Here is a 22,257-nt window from a genome sequence, read left to right on the forward strand (position 1 = left end):
GAATGTCTCCGCGGATCAGAGGGCGTCATGAATGACAAAGCGCAATGCGCTGTCGGCGAGCCAGAAATCCCGCTGTGCTTCGATGGCGGCAATTGCGGCCATCAGGCCGGCGCGGGTTTCGGCCAGCAGGTCGAATGGCCCGGCCAGCATGCCGTTGTAGCGCAGCAGCATTTCTTCCTGGATACGCTGATGCAGCGGCAGGATTTCGGTGCGGCGCTGACGTTGCAGATCGAAGGCCGTGTTATAGGTGGCGTGGGCCGCGCGGGTCTCGGCGCGTGCTTCTTGGGCCAGTGCGGCCAGATTGTCGCGTGCCTGGGCATGGCGATAAGCCGCGCGACTGCTCTTGATGTCGCCGAAATCGAATAACGGCAATTCGAAGCGCAATTCATAGCCGGTCTGGTCGGCTCTTCCGCTTTCGCTGTTACGCACTAGGCCGCCTTCCAGCAGATTCACGAAGCGCGTGGCATTGCTCAGGCCATCGGCACGCGCCATAGCGGCAAGTTCGGCTTCGGCGATGCGGATATCCAGGCGGTTGGCAATCGCCTGCGCCTCGATATCGGCGATCCGGCGCGCCTGTTCCGGTGGCTCGGGCAGTCTGTCGGGCAGGGCGAAGCCATCCTCCAGGCCCAGCAGCAGGCCCAGCCTTTGCTGTGTCAACCAGGCCTGCTGCCGCGCGGCGGCATGGGCCAACGCGATTTCAGCCTGCAGTAATTGCGCGCGGGCCTGATCCAGCAGCGGGATGTTGCCGGCGCGCCGCATCTCGCGTGCCAGATCGGCCTGCACGGAGGCGGCATCCCGCAATCGATCATGCAGTGCCAGTGTCTGCGCTGCCGCCACCGCTTGATACCAGGCGGTGCGGGTCTTTGTCGCAAGGTTCAGCGCGTGCCGCGTGGCATTCAGCTTGGCGGTCTCGAAATGCCGTGCCTCGATATCGGACAGCAATGGCAGGCTCAGCAATCCCAGCAGATCGACCCCGATGCCGCGGTCGATTTCGATATCGCTGCCGCGTCGCAGTCGGGCAAAGCTGAAACCCGGATTGGGCGGGCGGCGGGCGGCCTGTAAATCGGCGGCGCTCAAGCCCAGGGCGGAAAAATCGGCGCGCAGGCGAGGATTGTTCAGCAAGGCCACGCGCATGGCGGCTTCGGCATCCAGCGGCTTGGCCAGCAATTGCCGTATCGCCTCGGCATTGACGGCAGTTTCCGCCGCATCCTGTGGCCAGGCCGGGCGGGCGCCGGCGATGCTTTCGGTTCGGCTGGCCACGTCATCGAAAGCCTGGCGGGTCAGCGGTTGGGTACAGGCAGCAAGCGGCAGCGCCAATAACGCGGCCAGCGCAGCCCAGGATCGGGAATGCGGCATTGTGAATCACCTTGCGAATGGACTCCGGCAACACACCGGCAATGGCCGGCGCGGATGTGGCGGAAGTCAGGCGCGAGGTGGTTCGGGCGGTGGCGACAGGCTGCGGCCGCTGGGCAGGCGGCCATTTGGCAGCAGGCCAGGGAGCAGGGCCAGAGCTTCGGGGATGGTTTCAACTGCCGGCGCTGGCAATGCAGCGGCGATGGCGCAGAAAGCACAGAACTGGCAATCCGGCGGGCAGGGCATGCCATGATCGTTTTGCATGGCAGAATGCATATCTGCTGCTAGTGGCACAGCGGCCTCGGATTGCGACGCATTATGGCAATCATGGCTGGTTTCAACCGTCTGCATCTGCGTTGCGGCTGAAAGGCTCATCGTCCGCTCCATGGCTGTCCGCTCCATGGCTTGTGCGGCCAGCAGCGGCGCCAGCATACCGGCCCAGAGCATGGCCAGCGCAGCCAGGGCGGCAACGATCCGCCGCCTGAAAAGCATAGGGCGGAAAAGCGGTGGATTGATCCTGTGCGCGCGCGGGTGCATCATCAGGCTTTATAGAACCTTCCCAGGTGGGAAGGTCAAGCTCGGGCGAGTTTGGCCGGGCGAGTTTGGCCGGGCCGAGTGTGGCCTGGCCGAGCGGCACAGGGAGGGCAGGAGATGGCGATCAATCTGATGGAAGCGACGATTTTTGCGGTGCTGCTCTCGGCACCCACGCCGCCTTTCCAATGCCGCCTGACCGCCGATGAAACCCAGGCGATTTGCTCCAACGATCTGACCATGAAGGAAGAGGCCGGCGGCCGGCTGATGTTTTCCAACGGCATTTCGGTGGAAAAGAACCGCAAGCGCGAACTGGTTTTTTCCAATGGCCTGAGCAGCTATTTCGACAGTTTCGGCTGGCTGCGGTTTTCCAACCAATATGCCGTGCGGCGGATGGAAACCGATATCTTCAAGATCGCGCCGCCAAAGGTAGCCGCTGGCAGCCGCCAGCCCGCCGATATGCTGTGCCGCTACACCGTGCCGAAAATGACCGTGCGCTGTACGCCGGCCTGACTATCAGCTCTTCAATTCGATCAACCGGCTCAGCATCTGGTCGGCGGCAGTGATCACCTGGCCGTTGAGGCCATAGGCTTGCTGGGCTTGAATCAGGTTGGTCATCTGCTCGGCAACGTCCACGGTGGATTGTTCCACCGCGCCGGTTACGAAATGGCCCACACCGGCCGGATTATCCGGATCGTCGATATTGCCGAGAAACACGCTGCCCGATGCCCGGGTGGGCTGGAAGGCGGTGCCATCAATCCGATCGAGACGGTCGGGTTCGTTGAAGTTGGCCAGCGTCACCTGGTATTCGGTCTGGCTGCGGCCATTGTCGTAATTGTAGACGATATGGCCGAGTTCATTGAACGACAGGTAAGAGAAGTCGCCGCCGGGCAGGCCGTCCTGTGTGATATCCACATTGCTCTGGCGCCCATTGGCGGTGGAATATTGCGTAAGGCCTGAAGTGGCGGTGGCATCGAAGCCGCCGTTGAAATTGCCGAGATTGAGCGTGAGGGCCTGTTGCACGCCGCCGAAATCGGCGGTGAAGGCAATCGTGGCGGGCGAGCCATCGGCAGAGGCGCTGACGGTAAGGCCGGCATCGGCGGTGGCGAGGCTTTCAAGGCGCCCGGTCTGGAAGGGCGGCGTGGAGCCATTGGCGAAGCTGACGGTGACCGGGCCGAATGTGGTCTGGCCGGTATCGCCGGCGGAGATGGTGAGATCCCAGGTGTTGCCTGCGCCCTTCACCCAGGTCATGCTCACGCCTTCGCCTGTGCTGGCGGGGTCCGAGGTGTAGATCGTGGTGGTGTTGTTGAAACTGGCGCCGATTTCGGCGTTGGCGGGCAGGTTGGCGGTGAAATCGATGTTGCTGCTGGGGATCGGGTCGATCGGGCTGTCGTCGAGTTGGAACAGCGCCGGATTGGTGGTGCCGATCGGGCTGGCCATCAGGTAATAGCCGGCCGAGTTGACCAGATAATTGCCGGCATCCAGCGTGAAGTCAGACAGGCGGGTGTAATAGGGTGCGGTCTCCAGCGTCACATTCTTCACGAGTTCGCCATCGGCATTGGTGCTGTAGGTGACGTTGCTGGCTTTGCCCACCGGCACGAAGCCGGCACCGCTGACGGCGAAATTGGTCGATACGCCGGTTTGCAGATAGCCGCCCTGGGCGCGGTTCTCGAACTTGGCATAGGCGAGCACGCCGCCATGCTTGTTGCTGTCGATCACCGGGCTGTCGCCCAGCACCTTGTTATGCACCAGGTCGGAAAACCGGGTTTCCACCGCCTTGTAGCCATTGGTGGTGGAGTTGGCGATGTTGTCGGAGATATTGCTAACCCAGGTGGCAGCGGCATTCACACCGGAAACGGCGGTGCCGAGGGCTCCGAAAAAGGTCATGCTGGCCTCCTGTGGCGGGCATAAGAATAGCGTTGGCCCTCTATCAGCAAAGCCCATGCCAAGCCTGATTTTTGTCTAACAAGGCGGTTTACTGGGATTTTTATGGCCGCCGCCGAAGCCGGCACCCGGCAGATTTTGCCGGGTGGGTGAAAACTGCCGGTGCAAGGCGGCGGCATATCGGCGGTGTGATGATGGCTCCGCTCTGCCATTGGCAGCAGGCAGCCGGAGCGCGATAATGGCCGCATGTCGGTAACCGCGCTCCCTTCCACCCCTGATCCTTCCGCTGCAGGTCCGGCACCTGGCGCGGATCCTGCCGCCGGCTATTTCAGCCATAGCGGCGAATTCCGCGACGCCGTGTTGGAAACCGCCTTCCGCGCCACGATCCTGGATGAGATACGGGATATGGCGCGTATCTCCGGCTATGTGATCACCATCCTGTTCATGCTTTCGCTGGCGCGTGATTATTGGCTGCTGGCAGGCGAGGCGGCGTTTTATTATGTAGCGGCGCTGCGTTTGTTCGGCCTGGGCGTTTCGGGGATCTATCTGTTTGCCGTGCAGCGCGCCGAAACCACCACCCGGTTGTTTGCCGTCATTACGTTTGGCGAGTTCATGCTCAGCCTGCAATTCTTGCTGCAATGGCTGATCGCCCCGCAGGGCCTGGTCTTGCCGGCGGTGGTAACGCTCGCGGCCGTATATGGCTATTACCTGGTGATAGCCACCGGCGGTCTGGCGGCGGTGTTCAATGCCGGCGGGCTTTCCATCGCCTATCTGTTCTGCGCCGCATACAGTTTCGAGCAGAGCTTGGACGAGATTTATATCCTCGGCCTGCTGTTGCTGGCGGTGAACCTGTTGGGCTTTTTCGGCATGCGCAAGGCCCGCGAGATGCGGCGGCGGAATTTCCTGGCGCAGAGCATGGCCGCCAGGGCCCATGCCGAACGCGATGCGGCGCGCGCCGAAACTTTGCGCCGCGAGGCCTATCAGGCCTGGGCGCTGGATGCGTTGCCGATGGGCGTGGCGTTGTTCGATCCCCACGGGCATTTGCACACCGCAAACCGCCGCGCTATCGAATTGATGGCGGTGAACCCCAAATTGGCCGAGCCGGGCACGAGCCTGGATTCCCTGCTGCGCCGCTTGGCCGCCCGCGGCGATTTCGGCCAGCATGGCGTGGATGATTTCCGCCAGCATATGGATCGTCTCGCCTCAGGCGAGGTGAATGTGCTGTCGGCGCGCCATAAGCCGACCGGTCGCATCCTGGATTTCACCCTGGGGCGATTGCCCGATGGTTCTCTGGCGCTGACCATTGCCGATGCCACCGAGCGGGTGGCCGCCGAGCGCAGGCTGCGCCATGCCGTGGAAGCCGCAGGCGATGGCTTTGCCATCTATGATGCGCAGGATCGCCTGGTGATCTGTTCCAGCCGTTATGCCGGCTTGTATGGTCTTACGGCTGAGGATGCCCAGGGCAAGCATTTCGATGAGCTGCTGGCCGTGGGATATGAGCGCGGGGTGTTCGATCCGGCCGAACGCCAGCCGGGCGCGCAGAGCCATATGCTGGATCGCAGCGAGATGCAGGAGCGTAGCCTGGATGTGCGCACGCTGCAGGGCGAATGGTATCTGGTGCAGGAGCGCGTGACCGCCGGCGGCGACCTGGTGGTGCTGCGATCCAACATCACCGAGCGTCATCATATCGAGGATGAGTTGCGCCGCGCCAAGACCGAAGCCGAGCGTATGCTGGCCGATCTGCGTCAGGCGCAATCCAATCTGATCCTGGCCGAGAAGATGGCGTCGCTGGGTTCGCTGGTGGCCAATATGAGCCACGAGATTTCCACGCCGCTGGGGATCGGCGTCACCGCCGCCTCGCATCTGGGCGAGGAGTTGAATCAACTGGGCGAGATTCTGCGTGATGACCAGAAGCCGCTGGACCGTGCCTGGTTGGAGGATTTCCAGAGCGCCGCCGCCGAGGCCGCGCGCATTCTGCAATCCAACCTGGCCCGCGCCGCACGGCTGATGCGGGCGTTGAAACAGGTTTCCGCCGATCAGGCCAGCGACGAACCGCGGCTGTTCGAGGTGGGGCCGTATCTGCATGAAGTGCTGGTCAGCCTGGCGCCGGCTCTGCGCCGCACGCCGCATCGCGTGGAGATCGATTGCCCGGAAGGCCTCAGCATCGAGCATCGCCCAGGCGCCTTCAGCCAGATCGTCACCAACCTGGTGATGAATGCCCTGCAGCATGGCTATACGGATCGCGACAAGCCTGGCCTGATCCGCGTGCGCGTGGCGCCGATCCGCGCCGACCGCATGGAACTGGAAGTGAGCGACGATGGCCGCGGCATTCCCGAGGCAGTGCGGCCCCGGGTGTTCGATCCATTCTTCACCACCAAGCGCGGCACCGGCGGCACCGGCCTGGGCCTGCATATCGTTTACACCCTGGTGACCCAGAGCCTGGGCGGCAGCATTTCGGTGCAAAGCCGGCCGGGCAATGGCAGCGTGTTTTCCATCCTGTTTCCGGTGCGGGCGCCCGATGACCGGCCGCTGAAAGACAAAACCGTGCGGGCGGCATGACCCAGGCATAACTTTGGTATGGCTCTGGTATGGCCCTGGCGCGTCAGACATTTCGGGGCTACATGGTTGACCATATTGCCGGCTGCGCTATCTCGGGCCGGGAGTTTTTGAAACAAGGGGAGCGCTATGATCGACGTGTATTACTGGCCGACGCCCAATGGCCATAAAATTACGCTGTTTCTGCAGGAAGCCGGCATCCCCTACACGATCAAGCCGGTGAATATCAGCAAGGGCGAGCAATTCCAGCCCGACTTCCTGAAGATCGCCCCCAATAACCGCATGCCCGCCATCGTGGACCATGAGCCGGCCGGCGGCGGTGCGCCGATCAGCGTATTCGAGAGCGGCGCCATCCTGCTGTATCTGGCCGACAAATACCGCAAGTTCATCCCCGCCGATCCGCGCGGCCGCGTGGTCTGCACCGAATGGCTGTTCTGGCAGATGGGCGGGCTTGGCCCGATGTGCGGCCAGAACCATCATTTCAGCCAGTATGCGCCGGAAAAGATTCCCTATGCGATCAACCGCTATGTGAATGAGACCAACCGGCTCTATGGCGTGTTGAACAAGCGGCTGGAAGGCCGCGCCTTCATCTGCGGCGATGAATACACGATTGCCGACATGGCCAGCTATCCCTGGATCGTGCCGTATGAGCGCCAAGGCCAGAAGCTTGAGGATTTTCCCAATCTCAAGCGCTGGTTCGATGCCATCTGGGCCCGGCCTGCCACCAAGATCGTTTACGAGAAGGGCAAGGAAGTGAACCAGGGCGTGCCAACGGTGACCGAGGAAGCGCGCAAGATGCTGTTCGGCCAGACCGCTGCCGTAGTAAAGGCCTGAGTATCGCGCCATGAGCCAATCGCCAGTGATCATCGCCGAAAGCGACGCGCAGATCGCCGCCTGTTTTGCTGCCCTGCATGAATTGCGTCCGCATCTGAAAGATGCCGCAGACCTGATTGCGCGCGTGCGCCGTCAGCAGCAGGAAGGCTATGTGCTGGCCTATATTGCCGCAGCGGACGGACAGGCGGTTGCCTGCCTGGGCTTTCGCCGCCAGGAGCGCCTGGTGCATGGCAAGGTGATCTACGTGGATGATTTGGTAACCCGCGCCAGCGAGCGCTCGAAACAGCATGGCGCGGCCCTGCTGGATTGGGTGGAAGCGCTGGCTCGCAAAGAGGGCTTCGGCGTGGTGGATCTGGATAGCGGCACCCAGCGTTTGGATGCGCATCGGTTTTATCACCGGCAGAAATATACCGTCAGTGCGTTTCACTTCCTGAAGAGGGTTTGAAGGATGATCGATCTTTACACTTGGGCCACCCCGAATGGCCGCAAGGTTTCCGTGATGCTGGAGGAAACCGGTCTGCCGTATCAGGCCTTTCCGATCAATATCTCCAAGGATGAGCAATTCGCGCCCGATTTCCTGGCGGTGAATCCCAATAACAAGATTCCCGCCATCGTGGATCATGCGCCGCCGGCCGGCTATGGCGACAAGCCCTATGCGGTGTTCGAGAGCGGCGCGATCCTGATCTATCTGGCCGAGAAGAGCGGCCAGTTCCTGCCCAAGGATGCCCAGGGCCGCATGCGCGCGCTGCAATGGCTGATGTGGCAGATGGGCGGCTTCGGCCCGATGCTGGGGCAAACCCATCATTTCCTGCGCTTCGCCAAGGAGCAGGTGCCCTATGCCATCGACCGCTTCACCACCGAGACGGCGCGGCTCTATGGCGTGCTGAACGGCCACCTGGCGAAGAACGAATATCTTGCCGGCAACGACTATTCGATTGCCGACATGGCGGCTTATCCCTGGGCCACGCGCTATGAATGGCAGGGTGTCGATCTGGCCAAATTCCCGGCCGTGCAGCGCTGGATGGATGCCATCGGTGCACGCCCCGCCGTGAAGCGCGGCTTCGAGGTGCCCTGATCCGCATGTCCACCACAAAGCCCCGGCGGCTCAGCGTCTGGTTCGATTATGCCTCGCCCTATGCCTATCTCGCGGTATCGCGGGTGGGCGCGTTGGCCAGGGAGCGCGTACCGGACTGCGAGATCGACTGGAGGCCCTTCCTGCTCGGGCCGATTTTCCAGCGCCGCTCCAACAGCACCGGGCCGTTCATGGAAATGTCGCCGGCTGAGCGGCATTACCGCTGGCGCGACCTGAAGCGCCATGCCGCGTTGTATGGCATTCCCTGGCAATTGCCCAAACGCTACCCGCCGGCCGGGCTGAATGCCGCACGGCTTACCCTGGTGGCGCAGGAGCGCGGCTGGGGTGAACAGTTGATCCATGCGCTGTATAGCGCGGCTTTCGTGGAGGATCGCGATATCGGCGACGATCTGGTGCTGGCCGGCATCGTTTCCGAACTCGGCCATGATGCCGCCGATCTGCTCACCGCGATGAAATCCTCCGCCATCAAGGCGCGGCTGACCCGCCAGGTGGAAAATGCCATCGAGGGCGGCTTGTTCGGTGCGCCGAGTTTCGTGGTGGGCAGCAGCGAGAATGGCACTGGCGGCGAGGTGTTCTGGGGTAACGACCGCCTGGAACAGGCGCTGGCCTGGGCCGCTTCGCCCTGGCTGGAATATGAAAAGCCGCAGGAAGCCGGGCAGGGGGCGTAAGCGGCATGAGTGCCGATATTCTTGAGAATGCCTCGGTGCGACGCGTGCGCCAGGCTCTGCTGGCCCTGGGTGCGGGCGAGCGGGTTATCGCGCTGGGCGATTCCGCCCGCACAGCCGCCGAGGCCGCCTCTGCCCTGGGCTGTCCGGTGGGCGCCATCGTCAAATCCCTGGTGTTTGATGGGAGCGGCATCGGAGCGGACGGCGATGGCAGCCGCGGCATGGGGGCGGTGATGGCCCTGGTGGCTGGCGACCGCATGTGCGACACGGCTGCGCTTGGCCGGGCGCTGGGCTTGTCTGGGCCCCCCAAGCGGGCCTCGGCCGAATTGGTGCGCGAGGCCACCGGATTCGCCATCGGGGGTGTCTCGCCGCTTGGCCATCCGGGCAGATTGCCCTTGGCGATAGATGGCAGCCTGACCCGCTTTCCCCAGCTTTTTGCGGCCGCCGGCCATCCCAAGACAGTGTTTCCCCTGCAATTCCAGGAACTTTGCGCCTGGACCGGGGGTATCCGGGCGGATGATCTCGCCCCGGAACGTTGACAGCCCAGCCCCCGGCCCTTAGAAGAGGCCCCGCATACGCCGTGTAATGTAAAACCCACTCGCGTGCGGAGGGGTGGCCGAGTGGCTGAAGGCGGCGGTTTGCTAAACCGTTGTACAGGGTAAACCTGTACCGTGGGTTCGAATCCCATCCCCTCCGCCACCTAGTCAGCCCTTGGAGAACTGGTTCTCCGCGGGGCGCCAAATGATCAAACATTCCGCGCGCTTTGCGCAGATATGGCCCGGGAGATCGACGCTTCGGGGCGGCATCTCGGACGTCATTGGCTGGCTGAACGGCCGGTTTTCTCCGGACCCCACCCACGAAGTCTCGTTTTGAATTTCCGCCGCTGAACGAGCGTGGCCGTGCACTACACGGCCCGAATCATTCTCCAGCTTTTGGGTGAGGATCAGGCGACCGTGAAACCGAACATTCGCCGCTGATCGGTCCAATTCGGCGGAATGGTCCTCATCATGTCCTTGAGCATCAAGGTCTGCGGTTGGCGGCCTTCAAGGATGGCTTCGGTGATGTCCGGTGCCAGGTAAGCCATCCTGATGATGGCCGACACATAGCCTCGGGTGAGGCCTTCGGCCGTGGCAATCTCATTCAGCGATCTGACCTTGCCGGCGTGCAACTGCTTGGCCCATGCATGTGCCCGGGCCATCGCCTTGATGAGTGCCAGGTCGCGGCGTGGCTTATCATTCCCCAATTGTCCATCATTTATGATCATCTTGGTCTCGCTGCCGATTCGGCGGAAGCTGGCTTTGAAGGTCATGGAGTAAATCTGCTCCTTCGACCCCCGGGGCCGACCGGCATCGCTCAGACCGCAGGCGGCAGCTAGACCGGTCTTGTCGATCTGGAGAGTCAATTCCTCCTGGCCGACGATGACTTTGTGGACGACGCGCTTAAGCACATCTGCGGACGCTTGAGGTGATTCGACTAGTGCCTCGCGAGTCTTGAGCGTGTGGCCTTCGGTCAATCCGTCGGTATTCAGAATTTCCGCCAATCGCTGTGGTGAATTCAGCATGCACACAAGGCGATCGATGACGAGTTGCTCTAGGTCGCCTGCAGCCACACGGATCGCGCGCAGATCTTGTCCGTGGCTCTTTGCCGGTCCGGAGACATAATAGCGGTACCGAAGGCCATTCTTGTTAGTATGGCTGGGGGATAGGCGGCGGCCATAGTGGTCAAAGACGAGTCCTGCCAGCAGACTGGGATCCTGGGTGCGGCTCTTAGTGACGTGATTCTGACGGTTGGCCGATATCAAGGCTTGGACTTTGTCGAAGACATCCTGGTCGACAATGGCGGTTTGCTCGCCTGGATATGATTTTCCCTTATGGACGGCCTCACCGATATAGGCGCGGTTCTTAAGGATGTAGTAGAGCATGCCCCGGGTGTAGGGCGTGTCACCCATCTGCCGGCTGGTCTTGCTGATGCGTACCTTCGTCTTTATGCCGTCTTGGTCGAGTTCAGCCTTGAGCAGCGAGGCATTGCCGAGTTTCAGATAGCGATCGAAAATCCACCGCACGAATGTGGCGTCAGTCTGATTGATCACCAGCTTCCGATTATCCAAGTCATAGCCCAGCGGAATGTTGCCACCCATGAAGATGCCTTTGCGGCGGGAGGCGGCGACTTTGTCCCGGATGCGCTCACCTGTTACTTCACGCTCGAATTGCGCGAAGGAGAGCAGGACGTTCAGCGTCAGGCGTCCCATGGAGCTGGTCGTATTGAACTGCTGCGTGACCGATACAAAGGACACGCCCTTCTTATCGAAAATCTCCACGATTCTGGCGAAGTCGGAGAGCGAGCGTGTCAGTCGGTCTACCTTGTAGACCACCACGACATCGACCAGGCCCTTCTCAATATCGTCGAGGAGACGTTGCAGGGCGGGGCGGTTCATCGTACCGCCTGACAACCCACCATCGTCGTAGCTGTCTGGGATCGGCATCCAGCCTTCATGCCGCTGGCTTTGTATGAAGGAAGCGCAGGCCTCACGCTGGGCGTCGAGCGAGTTGAAGTCCTGCTCCAGCCCTTCTTCGGAAGATTTGCGAGTGTAGATCGCGCAACGCAGGTTAGGCATCTACGGTCGCTCGCGGGCGAGAAACCTTCTTCAATCCGAAGAAGACCGGGCCGGACCAGCGGGTGCCGGTGATCTCCCGGGCTATCTCAGAGAGGCTGTCAAACTGCTTGTTTTTATATGCGAAGCGCTTCTCAAGCACCGTGACCTCATGGCGCTCGCCTTGCCATTCCCGTACCAGCCGCGTGCCCGGCTTGATGCGGATGGGGGCGTTGCCATCTATCTTACCGGACCGCTTCAGATCGCTGGCAAACGTGTCGATCTGTCGCTGAAGTTCCCGCGGCAAGCCTCCGAATTCTGAAGCCTGGAGTTCCCAGGCTAAACTTATAACCAGAAGCTCTCGGCTGACCTGCTTGGGGAGCTGAACGGGCCATTTTCGACGCCAGCGCTGCTTCAACCGCGCCGTCGGGAACTCCTCCAGCTTCTTAATTTCAGCCGATATGCGGCCTTTCTGACCCTGAGCCGAGCCCAACATGTATAGCGCTCCTTTGAGACGCATACACGCTTACCGTGGCCGACATAGCCAGCGAAATGTGCTCCAAAGTGTCCGAATTCGCGTATGGGCTCTGCTTTCTGCCTGCAGCAGGTGATGGGGTATCGATGTCGAGAACACCGGCCCACGGCTGAAGCAATATGAGCAATTCGTCTTCTGCTGCTGCCACCTCCCCTAGCCAAGCGGGTATGGCGTCGTCAGGTAAGATTGCAGGCATACGATCATAAATATTAGTGTAGGCTCCTGCCGCAGCGGACAATCAACCCATCCGCCTCTCGGGGATCGCCGAACTGGATGAGCGGGCGATTGACTACGTCTTCACGGATGTAGTCCTGCCCAGGGGTAGGACGTCGCGCAACAGGCGCGGGATCGCCGTCCCAACATCAAAGCCTTTTCACCTTAGCCTCCCGACTGACGGGCAAATCCCCCTTGTTCGCAAACTGTTCTAATCTAGCTTGAGCATAGCAACCTGACGACGTAAAAAATACTGCGGAGCGCTTCCGGTTTTTTCAATCTGGCTTCGCTCCACCTCCGAACCGCGTCGCCAAGGCTGTTGGGGAAGGACTATGGACAAACTGGAAGAGGGACCTGATCCCGACGATATTGCCGCCTGGCGGCAGGTCATCAAGAACCAGTCGCTTGGAATGATTCAGGGCCGGCAATTAGTTGCTGCGGCCCAGCAAATCGGTGCGTTTGGCGATCCACGCGTCATCAATCCCCTCATGAATGAAATTGCCGAACGCATGATGCGCATCTTGCGCAAGCACATCGGCAAGAACCATCGCAACGAGGGGTGGGACATGATCGAAGAGGTCCATCAACAACTGATCGAGGCTGTCCTTAAGCCGACCTCAGCAGACGGCATTGGGATGCGGACAGCGTTTGTTGCCCGAATCAAACTCCGCGCCGCCGACGCTATCCGCCGTGAGCAACTGCATTCGGAACGGTACGTCTATTCCGAGGACGAAGAGCAGCGCCCGGACGGACATAAGGCCCTGGCGACGGATGACGAGGAGCGTGCTCAGGTCGAGAGCGTGCTGAAGCGGATCTCCGATCCGCGGAAGGTTCTCGCCTTCCGTCTTCATATGGATGGCGTGCCGCGCAACTCCACCAAGGTCGAGTCTATCGCTTCGGCGCTTGGCGTGAGCGCAAAGACCGCTGAGACCTGGGTCAAGGAGACACAGGAAGAGATCAGAACCATTCTTGGAGCTAAGTCATGACGGACCAAACCAAAGCCACGAGGCGGGACGAGGTCTTGTTCGCATTCCACCAGGAATGCGCCACCCCGACGCTTAATCAGATCATCGACTGGACACAGCGTTACCCTGAGTTCGCTGACGACATCCGCGCGCATGCCGGGATCATGCGTGATTGGGCTGCTGACGAAGAAGCAGAGGAGGAAGAAGCAGAGGAGGAAGTGGTCGACGAACTGATGATGAACCGTGCCCGCAGCCGTGCACTCAACGCCATCTACAATGCTCAAGCAGCTGAACAGGGCAAAATTCAAGCTGCGCCGGAGGCGACGTTCGACCAACTGCTGTCCAGTGCGGGATTGGATACACGGCAGATCGGCCGCGCCATCGATGTCGGCCGCGATGTCCTGTCGGACCTTTTTCGTGGGCGGATGTCACCTCCTATCGGGCCGCGATTGGTTAGGGCGTTGCTTGGCCAACTTAAGGCGACCCGTGCGCAGTTCGACCATGCGCTTGCCTACGCGCAGTCCCATCCCTCCATGGGCCACGCGAAGGCGTCGCAGCAGCCCACGATTATACAGTGCAGTTATGAGGAGAGCATCCGGCGAAGCAGCATGTCACCGGAGCGCAAGTCCTACTGGCTTGAGGAGGACTAACCATGGACGCCTGGCGCGACATTCGGTTGAAGGCACGCGCTCGCCATTCAAAAGCGTTGAGTGTCGCCCAGGGTGATCGTCGCGGTCGCGCTCTCGTCGATGCCGCCCTGAAAGATGCCGATCTGGAGCTGCGTTATTGCCAGCCCGGTGAAGTGTTCGGGATTGGCGTGCACGGGTCTTTCGAACGTGCGGACGGGCTCGTGTACGTCGTCAGTGGCCAGGACCCGAAGGACGAGGTGGTCGTGATCGCTCACGAGATCGGTCACTCGGAGCTCCATCACGATCCGAGCAACGAGGTACGAAACCTTCAGGCGCAGCTTGGCGGGGATCCCATCGACAGCGGCGCGGGTGTGGTGGAGGGCTATTCGCCGCGCGAACGCAAGGAGTTGCAGGCGGATATCTTCGCCGGCGAATTCCTGTGCCCCGCCGACTGGCTGCGCTCCGAAATTGTGAATAGGGGGCGTCGCCCTTCGGAAGTCGCCGAGGAGTTGAGCCTTCCCTACGGTCTCGTCCTCAACCAGGCCATTCGCGCCCTGTTGCTGCCGCCCCTTCGCGAACCGGACGAGCGCGGCCCGGCCGTTCTGATCGAGCTTGATGAAAGCCAGAGGCAGGCGGCGACCTGGGATGGTGGTCCTCTCCTCGTCGATGCGGGACCGGGGACGGGTAAAACCCGCACGCTCGTGCACCGGGTCGGGCATGTGCTCGGCCAGGGCGCTCTTTCGGGTTCGATCCTGGCACTCACCTTTTCGAACAAGGCTGCCGAAGAGATGCGTGAGCGGCTTTCCGACTCCCATCGGGACGCGGCGATCGAGATGTGGGTCGGGACATTCCATGGCTTCGGTCTGGAGATGGTCACCAAATGGCCTGGCCGTCTCGGACGCACCGCCGACGTCAAAATTCTCGATCAGACTGCCCAGCTCGCGCTTCTCGAAGAGAACCTCTCGCGCCTTCCGCTGCGCTACTATCAGAACCTGTTCGAGCCAGCCTACGAGCTGGTCTACGTCCTCCAAGCAATCTCGCGCTGTAAGGATGAGCTGATCTCGCCGGAGGACTATCTGACCGAGGCGAGGGCCGCGCTTGCCAATGCAACGCATGACGAAGTCGAGGCTGCCGAGAAAGCGGTCGAGGTGGGGGAAATCTACAAAATCTATCAGGATGCACTGCGTGAGGCTGACGCGGTTGATTTCGGCGATCTCGTCATGCTGCCCGCGCAGTTGATGGCGGAACACGAAGACATCCGCGTGGAGTTCCAGCAGCGCTTTCAGCACATCCTAGTCGACGAATATCAGGATGTGAACTTTGCGAGCGCACGGCTACTGCAGTTGCTGGCCGGCGGCTGCCAGGACGTGTGGGTGGTCGGCGATCAGCGTCAGTCAATCTACAGATTCCGTGGAGCGTCGCCGGCCAACGTCGAGCGATTCCAGACGGATTTCAACGGTTCGAAGGTATCGCTTACCAGCAACTACCGCTCAGGCGGGCCGGTGGTGCGCGCGTTCTCAGAGTTCTCGCGCCACATGGCGGCCGACTCCGGCGCAGCGGCGAACTGGGGTGCGTTCCGCGGTGAGCTTGGCGAGGTGTCGCTCACCGTGGCAGGCACGGTCACGGAAGAGGCTGCTGCCATCCGCGATCAGATCGAAGCCCTTCGTGCGAGCGGCATTGCCTACCGAGATCAGGCGATCCTCGCGCGCAGCCACCTCACGCTTTCGCGCATCACCGATGTGCTGGAGCAGCTCGGCGTTCCTCTCCTTTATCTTGGGGACCTGTTCGAAAGGGACGATGTCCGAGATCTACTCTCCCTCGTCGCTATCGACGCGGAGTTTGGCGGCATTGGGTTGGTCCGTGTCGCACAACTACCAGAGTATGCGGCGTCCAAGGGCGATGCTCTTGTGGTCATTCGCTGGTCTCAGGACCAAGGCCACACCGTCTATGAAGCCCTTGCTCGACTGGACGAGATTGAGGGCCTGAGCGAGACCGGCCGTGCGGGTCTGCGCAAGCTGGCGGAGCATCTTGCCGGCATGGGTCCAACCACCTCGCCATGGGCGCTGCTCACGACCTGGCTGTTCGAACGCAGTAACTATCTTCGGCCCTTGCTGGAGGCTCCGGACGCCCAGGCGCAGCAGAAGCTGATCGCGATCTATCAGCTCCTCAAGGTGTGCAGCGAGCAACATGATGTCGAAGAACACGCCGATCTGCGCGACCCGGGCCGCAAGGCTTTGCTCGAGCGTATCCGCCGCATTGAAGCGCTAAGCCAGGACAGCCGGTATCGAGCTGTTGTCTCCGAAGCTGCGGATTTCGACGCGGTGCGGGTGATGACGATCCATGGCAGCAAGGGATTGGAGTTCCGCGGGGTGCATCTTCCGGCGCTTGCGACACGCTACATGCCGACCAATCGTCAATGGGTGCGATGCCCTCCGCCGGCGACACTCGGCAAGCTTACTATGCAGAAAGAGGATCACGACGCAGAAGAGGAATGCCTGTTCTTCGTAGGCCTCTCGCGTGCACGAGATCATCTTTGCCTGACCCGGGCCGAGCGCTACACCCAAGTCAATGCTAGCGCTTCGAAGTTTCTCGACACCGTCTCTCGTCATGTTCAGGTGAGGCGTTTCAATGGTCAGGTGCCTGCGCTCAAGGCTGCGCAGGCCTGGTCGCCACTTGCGCCGCGCGACGGTTATGACGAACGGGAACTCGATGTCTATCTGAGGTGCCCGGCGCGCTATCGCTATGAGGTATTGGATGGTTTGCGCGGGGGACGGGACTCGTCTGCCTATCTGCGGTTCCATCGCTGCGTTCATCGCACGATGGGCTGGCTTGAACAGAAAGCCGAGACAGGCCAGCCGGCGAGCCCCGACCAGGCATTGCAGGAACTCGCTCGCCAATGGGCGGAGCACGGCCCTGGCGGTCACGGGTTCGAGGGTTACTACCGCGCGGCGGCGGAGACGATGGTAGTGTCCATCGCCCGCCTGATCGCCTCCGAAACAGGGACCTATGACCGGGAGCCGTGGTCGGTGCAGGTCGGCGGCAGGACGATCGCCTACACGCCGGACCGGGTGGTCATCGCGCCGGATGGTCGGGTGCGCGTTCAGCGAATCCGCACGGGCCGCAAGACGAAGTCCGAGCCGGACAGCCGTGTCTATGCGCTGATCCGAAAGGGCGCCACCCAGCGTTATCCAGGTCGCTCCATCTCGGTGGGTGCCTATTATCCAGCCACGGACGAATACGTTCCGATGGCGGCCAAGAACGACGATAAACTGCTGCGGGAATATGCCGAGGCGATCACCGCCATCGAGCGCGGTGAGTTCCCGGCGATCCCCGAAGCGCGGCAATGTCCGAACTGCCAGTGCTATTTCATCTGCGGCGTGTGAGCCTGCCAGCCCCGCTTCCGGTTTTTCCTCACTGACTTCGCTCCTTTCACAGGACGCCATCAAGGCGCCGGAAAGGATCGACTATGACCACCATTGTTTTCATCCAGGTTTACGAGCGGGAGGGCCTCATCGAGGCCGAACTGCCGCAGGACGCGACTCACGAGCATCTGCACAGCGTGATCGCCGCGCTCGGGATTGAACTCGACGGCGACACCTTCATCTTCATCGATGAGGAGGAGGAGCCGCTGGTGCACAAGCACCACGAGCCCCTGCCGCCCATCAAGCGCGGCTGCCGCATCCACGTGAGCAGGTGCCGCAAGATCAAGGTGACGGTGCACTATCTCGAGAATAGCGAGGAGCGCACCTTCGCGCCGGGCGCGCGGGTCAAGAAGGTCAAGGCCTGGGCGGTCGAGACGTTCAAGCTCAACCACCACGACGCCGCCGAGCACGTGCTCCAGCTCTGCAACTCGACGGACCGGCCGGCGACCGATACGCCACTGCGCGAGCTGACCAAGGCCCCGGTCTGCTCAGTGTGCTTCGACCTCGTCCCTGAAAAGCGCGTCGAGGGCTAGATGAACGTCTCGGTATCCCCTGACCGGCTGCTCTTCGAACAAGACCTCGCCGCACCGGAATTCCGGTGTGGCGAGGTGGAGGGCCGCTGGAGGCATGTATCCACCACTTGGCCGCATGCGATCATCGCTGTCAGTGCGGACGCGCGGCCTGGTGCCCCCGATGACTATGGGTTCCGCTTCGAGTGTTCCGGCTACCGCCAGAACCCGGCAACAGCTCAGCCCTGGGACATCTCAGCCAACCGGCCACTTCCGTTCGGCCAGTGGCCGACGGGCAGAATGATCCTTCCGTCCATCTTCAGGCCCGATTGGAAGGACGGCCAGTGCCTGTACCTGCCTTGCGACCGCCTGTCGATCGAAGGCCACGACAACTGGCGCAACGAACACCCCAGCCGGCTCTGGCAGCCGCGCCGCGGAATCATCTGTTATCTGGAGCAGCTCTATGACCTTTTCCATCAAAGCGACTATTCGGGCGTTCGTCGCGCCTGATCACCGCGTGAGCTGCCCCAGGCGGCTGTGGGACGCGGTAACGCAAGAACTCGACCGCCGGGGTGAGCGGGTCCATGAAGCAGGAGCCTTCCTGCTGGGCCACGCCAACGGCGAGCGCCGGGAGGTGTCCGATGTCGTCTTCTACGATGATCTCGACCCGCAGGCGTACTCGACCGGCGTCTGCGTCCTGCACGCCCCCGCTTTCGCGAGGCTCTGGTCCCTCTGCCGGGAGCGCAAGCTTACCGTGGTGGCTGACGTGCACACCCATGGTGGGCGCGCGATCCAGAGCGAAGCGGACCGCACCAACCCGATGGTCGCCCGTGCCGGCCATGTCGGTCTGATCCTGCCCGATTTCGCGGTCGCGCCGATCCGCTGGGATCAGGTGGGTATCTATGAATACCGGGGCGACCACCAATGGCACGACCGCTCGCCGCGGGTGCGCCGTGGCTTTTTCTACACCGGCCTATGGAGCTGACATGACCGAGCCGCTTCACATCTCCCTGCACCGCACCGCCAAGTATTTCATGGACAGCGGGCGCGTGCAGACGACCGAGGAGGCCATGGATCTCCTGAAGACCTTCGGTCTCACCATCGCTGTCGGCCCTGAAATCCAGACGAGCCAGGCCGCGCAAGTCGCCCTGCTTACCCTGGTGAACCTGGCGCGCCGTACGTTCCTGGCGGGCGTCGAGATCGTCGGGCTGGTCGATGCGCCAGTCCTTACCGGACTCGCACTGGAGACCAGCCTGGCCGATGCGGTGTCGAACCTTGGCGGGCGTATTGCGTCGTATGCTCGAGCCGACTGGCCGGTGGCGGTCATTGGATCAGTCGAGATGCAGACGCCTCAGACGCGCGCATGGCGCGTGACTTGGCAGGGCTGGCGCGCCGGCGTCGTCCCAGTCCGAGACGGTTGGGCGATGAATGATGACACGGTCATGCCGCTGGCGCCGGCACTGGCGTCGGCCGCTTGCGCGGCCGAGGTGTTCGCGCTGCATGCCGGCGATCACCCGCTGGCCGGTAAGCGCCCTTCGGGTCTCTCGCTCTGGCGTCCGGGAGCCGATTGGACCGAGGCCGACGAAACGGAGCCGGCTCTGGCGTTCCTGCCCTCTCGGTTGTGGCTCATTGGTCTAGGGAATCTCGGTCAGGCCTATTCCTGGCTCCTGGCCTGCCTGCCTTACCCGCTTGGTGGGCTGGAACTGGTGTTGCAGGATTTCGACCGCCTAGCCCTTTCCAATGACAGCACCTCCGTTCTCACCAACCTTGATGTTCTGGGCCGGATGAAGACGCGACGCGCGGCGGAGTGGTTGGAGGCGCGGGGTTTCACGACGTATCTCGAAGAGCGCCGGTTCGGCGCTTGGTCGCGGCGTCGGGCCGATGAACCCGCTGTGGCGCTGTGCGGGGTAGACAACGCAGCCGCCCGTGGCGCTTTGGAAGATGCGGGGTTTGACCTGATTGTCGAGTCCGGGTTGGGTTCTGGCCCGCAGAGCTTCCGCAATTTCGCCATGCACACCTTTCCCGGGCTTCGCCGAGCAAGCGAACTTTGGCCGACGACGCTGTCCGTGGAAACGCCCGACGTTTCGCACATGCCGGCCTACGCCAACCTCAAGGACAAGGGCGTTGATGCATGCGGCCTCGCGCAGCTCGCGTCACGAACCGTCGGAGTTCCGTTCGTCGGCCTAGTGGCCGCAGCGCAGGTGATCTCAGAACTCTTGCGCCGCCTGAACGGGGGAGCGTCCTACGAGGTGATCGCGGGCTCGGTCATGTGTTTCGAGGACGTGGAGGCCTGCGCTCGAGAGGCGGGAGTTTATGAATTCGGCTTCTGTCCAGTCCTTGACATCGGAACGGGCGGCTCTACTGGTAAATGGTCTGCTGCCAACGCCGTCAAGAAGTAATAAGCCGTGCGAGGACATGCAGACCGGCTGCTCTTCTTTCTTGGAAATAGGCTGTGCGCTCGGGCTGGCGGAGCGAGGTGATCCTCCCAAGCCGAGCGAAACGCCTAATCGTTTCTTTGGGGTCTACCGATCCCCGGCCTGACTAGCAAAGATGATCAGCGTGGCTGCCTCCCATTAGCGCCTGGGAGACCGAGCAAAATGGTCTGCATGAAGTAGTTCAGACAGTGCGCGAGCCCGCTCGCGGTGGGATCAAGCGCACCATTCGCGCCGTAAGCTTTGAGCATTTTCAGGGCCGTCGGCGTTCGCGCACCTGCCGCCGTCGGCAGACTTACTAGGCTTTGACCGAGAAACAGCACCGGCCGCTTAACCTTGCCCGAGAAGGTCGCGTCCCAGTCGGATTGTGGTCGATTGGTGTTGGCTTTGTCTGCGAGCAGGTCGAGTTGATTTCCAAGTGCGTCCATCGCGGACTGTAGATTGGAAAATGTTCCGTTCCATAGCGCATCGTGATCGAGTGCATTTTTTGCGTTGATCACAACCATACCCTTTTGAGCGGAGCATTTCGGATCGTCGATCTGTTCACCACCTTCTTTGATCCGTTCGAAGATCGTTTGACCGTGGCTCGTACCTATCGTCTTGATTGCCAACGCCCATCGTTCGGGCTGCTGGGGGACGTCGCACACCGTAGGCGTGGCCGTGAAGATTACATCGGGATTGTCGCCCTTGGCCGCCGTCGGGGAGTCCAAATCAACCTGGGTCCCGACGTGCGCTGCGAGGCAGCCCATGTACAGCTCCGCCATCTTCCGGGCGGTGTCATCGTTGTAGGAGCTCGACATGTTTTGGCCGAGTGAAGCCGGTGCCATTTTGGTCTGAGCGATCAGACGCAAATGGGGAAGAAAGCCGTTGAACTCGGCCACGGGTTCTACCGAAAGCACCTTGGCTGCGAAGTCGTGGAGTCCGGCCGCCGCGCGAAGCAAGGTGACTTGGTTTGCACCGTGAGCGAGGCCGGGATTTTTCATCACTTCGACGAGCTGGGACAGGGACAATAGCTCGTCTTCAAATGAGGATCCGGCGGGCGCATTAATGTTGTGCCGGCTCAAAAGGGCGAGAAAGCGGTCGCCGATATTGTCAGCATCATGAAACGGAACAAGGGTCATATGCGCCAATCCAAATCTGTCTATTTTAGATCGTTGTAGCGATTCTCGATTGATCGTGATCCGATTTTGCCATGATGCCCGTCCAGTGTCGCGCCGCCCGCGCCCTCCTCGATTGGTCACAACAGGCGCTCGCCAGCGCCGCCGGGGGTCGGGGTGGTCACTATTCGCCAGTTTGAGGCCCGGGCAGGTGTACCCAGGAACGCTACGATGGAGATATTGATGAATACGCTTGAAACTGTTTGACGAACTGACGACGCCCGGAGAACAATACTCCGAGTTACGAAAAACTCTTCTGTCCATGCTGTCGAATTTATTCAGAACCCACCTACAATATTACGCAGCCGGTGTGTTAAGTAAGCTGGAGCTCATCTGTCGAGACGTGATTAGCTGCGATAAGAATAGCCTGGCACAGTAGATTTCTGGCGAAAGCTACTGAGTGGCCAAAACTACGAGTTATCAGGTGATCAGACCCTAGCCGTCCACGCGCGCTCAGACGCAGAGTCGCAATCAATCTTCCGGCAGAAACCTCCACCGTAGGCGGCCCGATTAAGGGGCGGCTCGTGTGAGCGCAAAGGAGGTCCAGTTAATACCCGACCTTCCAAGGACATCTGGAGCACTCGTCTCGCGAATAATGTTTAAGCGAGCTTTAGAGACAATCTCACGAAAGTCCTCATCCCTAAGATCAGGCACATTCGACTTCTCCGAAGAATGCCGCAAAGTAACAAATATTACTCCACCCGGTGCGAGCAAATCTCGAAGCCGTATTAAGCTATCAAGCCGCTCAACCTCCGCCACATACATCATAACTGCGCTGACCAAGATCAATTGATACTTAACTTTTGTATCAGTCAAAGTGGCGAGTGCCGGTGATCTCCCCCCATTGAAGTGGTCCGAGTTGATGTATTGTTTTTGGCATCAAGGAGGA

The 22,257-nt window shown here is 61.3% G+C and carries 20 protein-coding genes and 1 tRNA gene; 15 read left to right on the forward strand and 6 right to left on the reverse strand.

Annotated features, from left to right (window positions below):
* Positions 1–15: 15 nt before the first annotated feature.
* Together KF827_RS13585 and KF827_RS13590 are read right to left on the reverse strand one after the other, a co-directional pair.
* Positions 16–1,356: a TolC family protein gene (locus tag KF827_RS13585; RefSeq protein ID WP_291006477.1), complete on the reverse strand. Its 1,341-nt coding sequence runs from the start codon at positions 1,354–1,356 to the stop codon at positions 16–18.
* 66 nt (positions 1,357–1,422) lie between these two features.
* The gene (locus tag KF827_RS13590; RefSeq protein WP_291006480.1) at positions 1,423–1,845 is read right to left on the reverse strand and encodes a hypothetical protein; all 423 of its coding nucleotides are present in this window, start codon (positions 1,843–1,845) and stop codon (positions 1,423–1,425) included.
* Positions 1,846–2,004: 159 nt separating this feature from the next.
* On the opposite strand from KF827_RS13590, the gene KF827_RS13595 reads away from it, so the two are divergent.
* Positions 2,005–2,397, forward strand: coding sequence for a hypothetical protein (locus tag KF827_RS13595; RefSeq protein ID WP_291006482.1), 393 nt, complete (start codon positions 2,005–2,007; stop codon positions 2,395–2,397).
* 3 nt (positions 2,398–2,400) lie between these two features.
* On the opposite strand, the gene KF827_RS13600 is transcribed toward KF827_RS13595, so the two are convergent.
* The gene (locus KF827_RS13600; RefSeq protein ID WP_291006485.1) at positions 2,401–3,771 is read right to left on the reverse strand and encodes a flagellar hook-basal body complex protein; all 1,371 of its coding nucleotides are present in this window, start codon (positions 3,769–3,771) and stop codon (positions 2,401–2,403) included.
* A 243-nt stretch (positions 3,772–4,014) separates the two neighbouring features.
* Between KF827_RS13600 and KF827_RS13605 the strand changes: the two genes are divergently transcribed.
* From KF827_RS13605 to KF827_RS13635, 7 genes are all read left to right on the forward strand, one after another.
* Positions 4,015–6,327: a PAS domain-containing sensor histidine kinase gene (locus tag KF827_RS13605; protein WP_291006488.1), complete on the forward strand. Its 2,313-nt coding sequence runs from the start codon at positions 4,015–4,017 to the stop codon at positions 6,325–6,327.
* Between the two features lie 126 nt (positions 6,328–6,453).
* Positions 6,454–7,158, forward strand: a complete 705-nt coding sequence (locus tag KF827_RS13610) for a glutathione binding-like protein (RefSeq protein ID WP_291006491.1) — start codon at positions 6,454–6,456, stop codon at positions 7,156–7,158.
* Positions 7,159–7,168: 10 nt separating this feature from the next.
* A complete protein-coding gene (locus KF827_RS13615; RefSeq protein ID WP_291006496.1) occupies positions 7,169–7,603 on the forward strand; it encodes a GNAT family N-acetyltransferase in 435 nt (144 codons plus the stop codon).
* 3 nt (positions 7,604–7,606) lie between these two features.
* Entirely contained in the window at positions 7,607–8,233 is a 627-nt protein-coding gene (locus KF827_RS13620) for a glutathione binding-like protein (protein ID WP_291006500.1), read from the forward strand.
* Between the two features lie 5 nt (positions 8,234–8,238).
* Positions 8,239–8,919, forward strand: coding sequence for a 2-hydroxychromene-2-carboxylate isomerase (locus tag KF827_RS13625; protein WP_291006503.1), 681 nt, complete (start codon positions 8,239–8,241; stop codon positions 8,917–8,919).
* Positions 8,920–8,924: 5 nt separating this feature from the next.
* Positions 8,925–9,455, forward strand: coding sequence for a YbaK/EbsC family protein (locus KF827_RS13630; RefSeq protein WP_291006506.1), 531 nt, complete (start codon positions 8,925–8,927; stop codon positions 9,453–9,455).
* A gap of 67 nt (positions 9,456–9,522) precedes the next feature.
* Positions 9,523–9,615: transfer RNA gene (locus tag KF827_RS13635), tRNA-Ser, on the forward strand.
* A 244-nt stretch (positions 9,616–9,859) separates the two neighbouring features.
* Here KF827_RS13635 and KF827_RS13640 read toward each other — a convergent pair.
* Both KF827_RS13640 and KF827_RS13645 read right to left on the reverse strand, forming a co-directional pair.
* Positions 9,860–11,530, reverse strand: coding sequence for a recombinase family protein (locus KF827_RS13640; protein ID WP_291006509.1), 1,671 nt, complete (start codon positions 11,528–11,530; stop codon positions 9,860–9,862).
* Positions 11,523–12,002: a DUF2924 domain-containing protein gene (locus KF827_RS13645; protein ID WP_291006512.1), complete on the reverse strand. Its 480-nt coding sequence runs from the start codon at positions 12,000–12,002 to the stop codon at positions 11,523–11,525. The genes KF827_RS13640 and KF827_RS13645 overlap by 8 nt, the downstream gene beginning before the upstream one ends.
* A 584-nt stretch (positions 12,003–12,586) precedes the next feature.
* Between KF827_RS13645 and KF827_RS13650 the strand changes: the two genes are divergently transcribed.
* The 7 genes from KF827_RS13650 to KF827_RS13680 all read left to right on the forward strand — a co-directional run bounded on the left by KF827_RS13650 (position 12,587) and on the right by KF827_RS13680 (position 20,178).
* On the forward strand, positions 12,587–13,240 hold the full coding sequence (locus KF827_RS13650) for a hypothetical protein (RefSeq protein ID WP_291006515.1): 654 nt from the start codon (positions 12,587–12,589) through the stop codon (positions 13,238–13,240).
* Complete coding sequence (locus tag KF827_RS13655) at positions 13,237–13,869, forward strand: hypothetical protein (RefSeq protein ID WP_291006518.1); 633 nt, start codon at positions 13,237–13,239, stop codon at positions 13,867–13,869. The genes KF827_RS13650 and KF827_RS13655 overlap by 4 nt, the downstream gene beginning before the upstream one ends.
* Before the next feature lie 2 nt (positions 13,870–13,871).
* Positions 13,872–17,231: an ATP-dependent helicase gene (locus KF827_RS13660; RefSeq protein ID WP_291006521.1), complete on the forward strand. Its 3,360-nt coding sequence runs from the start codon at positions 13,872–13,874 to the stop codon at positions 17,229–17,231.
* Positions 17,232–17,314: 83 nt separating this feature from the next.
* Positions 17,315–17,803: a hypothetical protein gene (locus tag KF827_RS13665; protein ID WP_291006523.1), complete on the forward strand. Its 489-nt coding sequence runs from the start codon at positions 17,315–17,317 to the stop codon at positions 17,801–17,803.
* Positions 17,804–18,289: a hypothetical protein gene (locus KF827_RS13670; RefSeq protein ID WP_291006526.1), complete on the forward strand. Its 486-nt coding sequence runs from the start codon at positions 17,804–17,806 to the stop codon at positions 18,287–18,289.
* Positions 18,243–18,764, forward strand: a complete 522-nt coding sequence (locus KF827_RS13675) for a Mov34/MPN/PAD-1 family protein (RefSeq protein WP_291006529.1) — start codon at positions 18,243–18,245, stop codon at positions 18,762–18,764. The genes KF827_RS13670 and KF827_RS13675 overlap by 47 nt, the downstream gene beginning before the upstream one ends.
* Position 18,765: 1 nt before the next feature.
* Positions 18,766–20,178 carry a hypothetical protein gene (locus tag KF827_RS13680; RefSeq protein WP_291006531.1) on the forward strand — a complete coding sequence of 471 codons (1,413 nt, stop codon included), beginning with the start codon at positions 18,766–18,768 and terminating at the stop codon, positions 20,176–20,178.
* A 155-nt stretch (positions 20,179–20,333) separates the two neighbouring features.
* Here KF827_RS13680 and KF827_RS13685 read toward each other — a convergent pair whose 3' ends face one another.
* Positions 20,334–21,332: a hypothetical protein gene (locus tag KF827_RS13685; protein WP_291006533.1), complete on the reverse strand. Its 999-nt coding sequence runs from the start codon at positions 21,330–21,332 to the stop codon at positions 20,334–20,336.
* Between the last annotated feature and the right edge of the window lie 925 nt (positions 21,333–22,257).

It is taken from the genome of Ferrovibrio sp., assembly GCF_019636075.1.
Classification (GTDB): domain Bacteria; phylum Pseudomonadota; class Alphaproteobacteria; order Ferrovibrionales; family Ferrovibrionaceae; genus Ferrovibrio.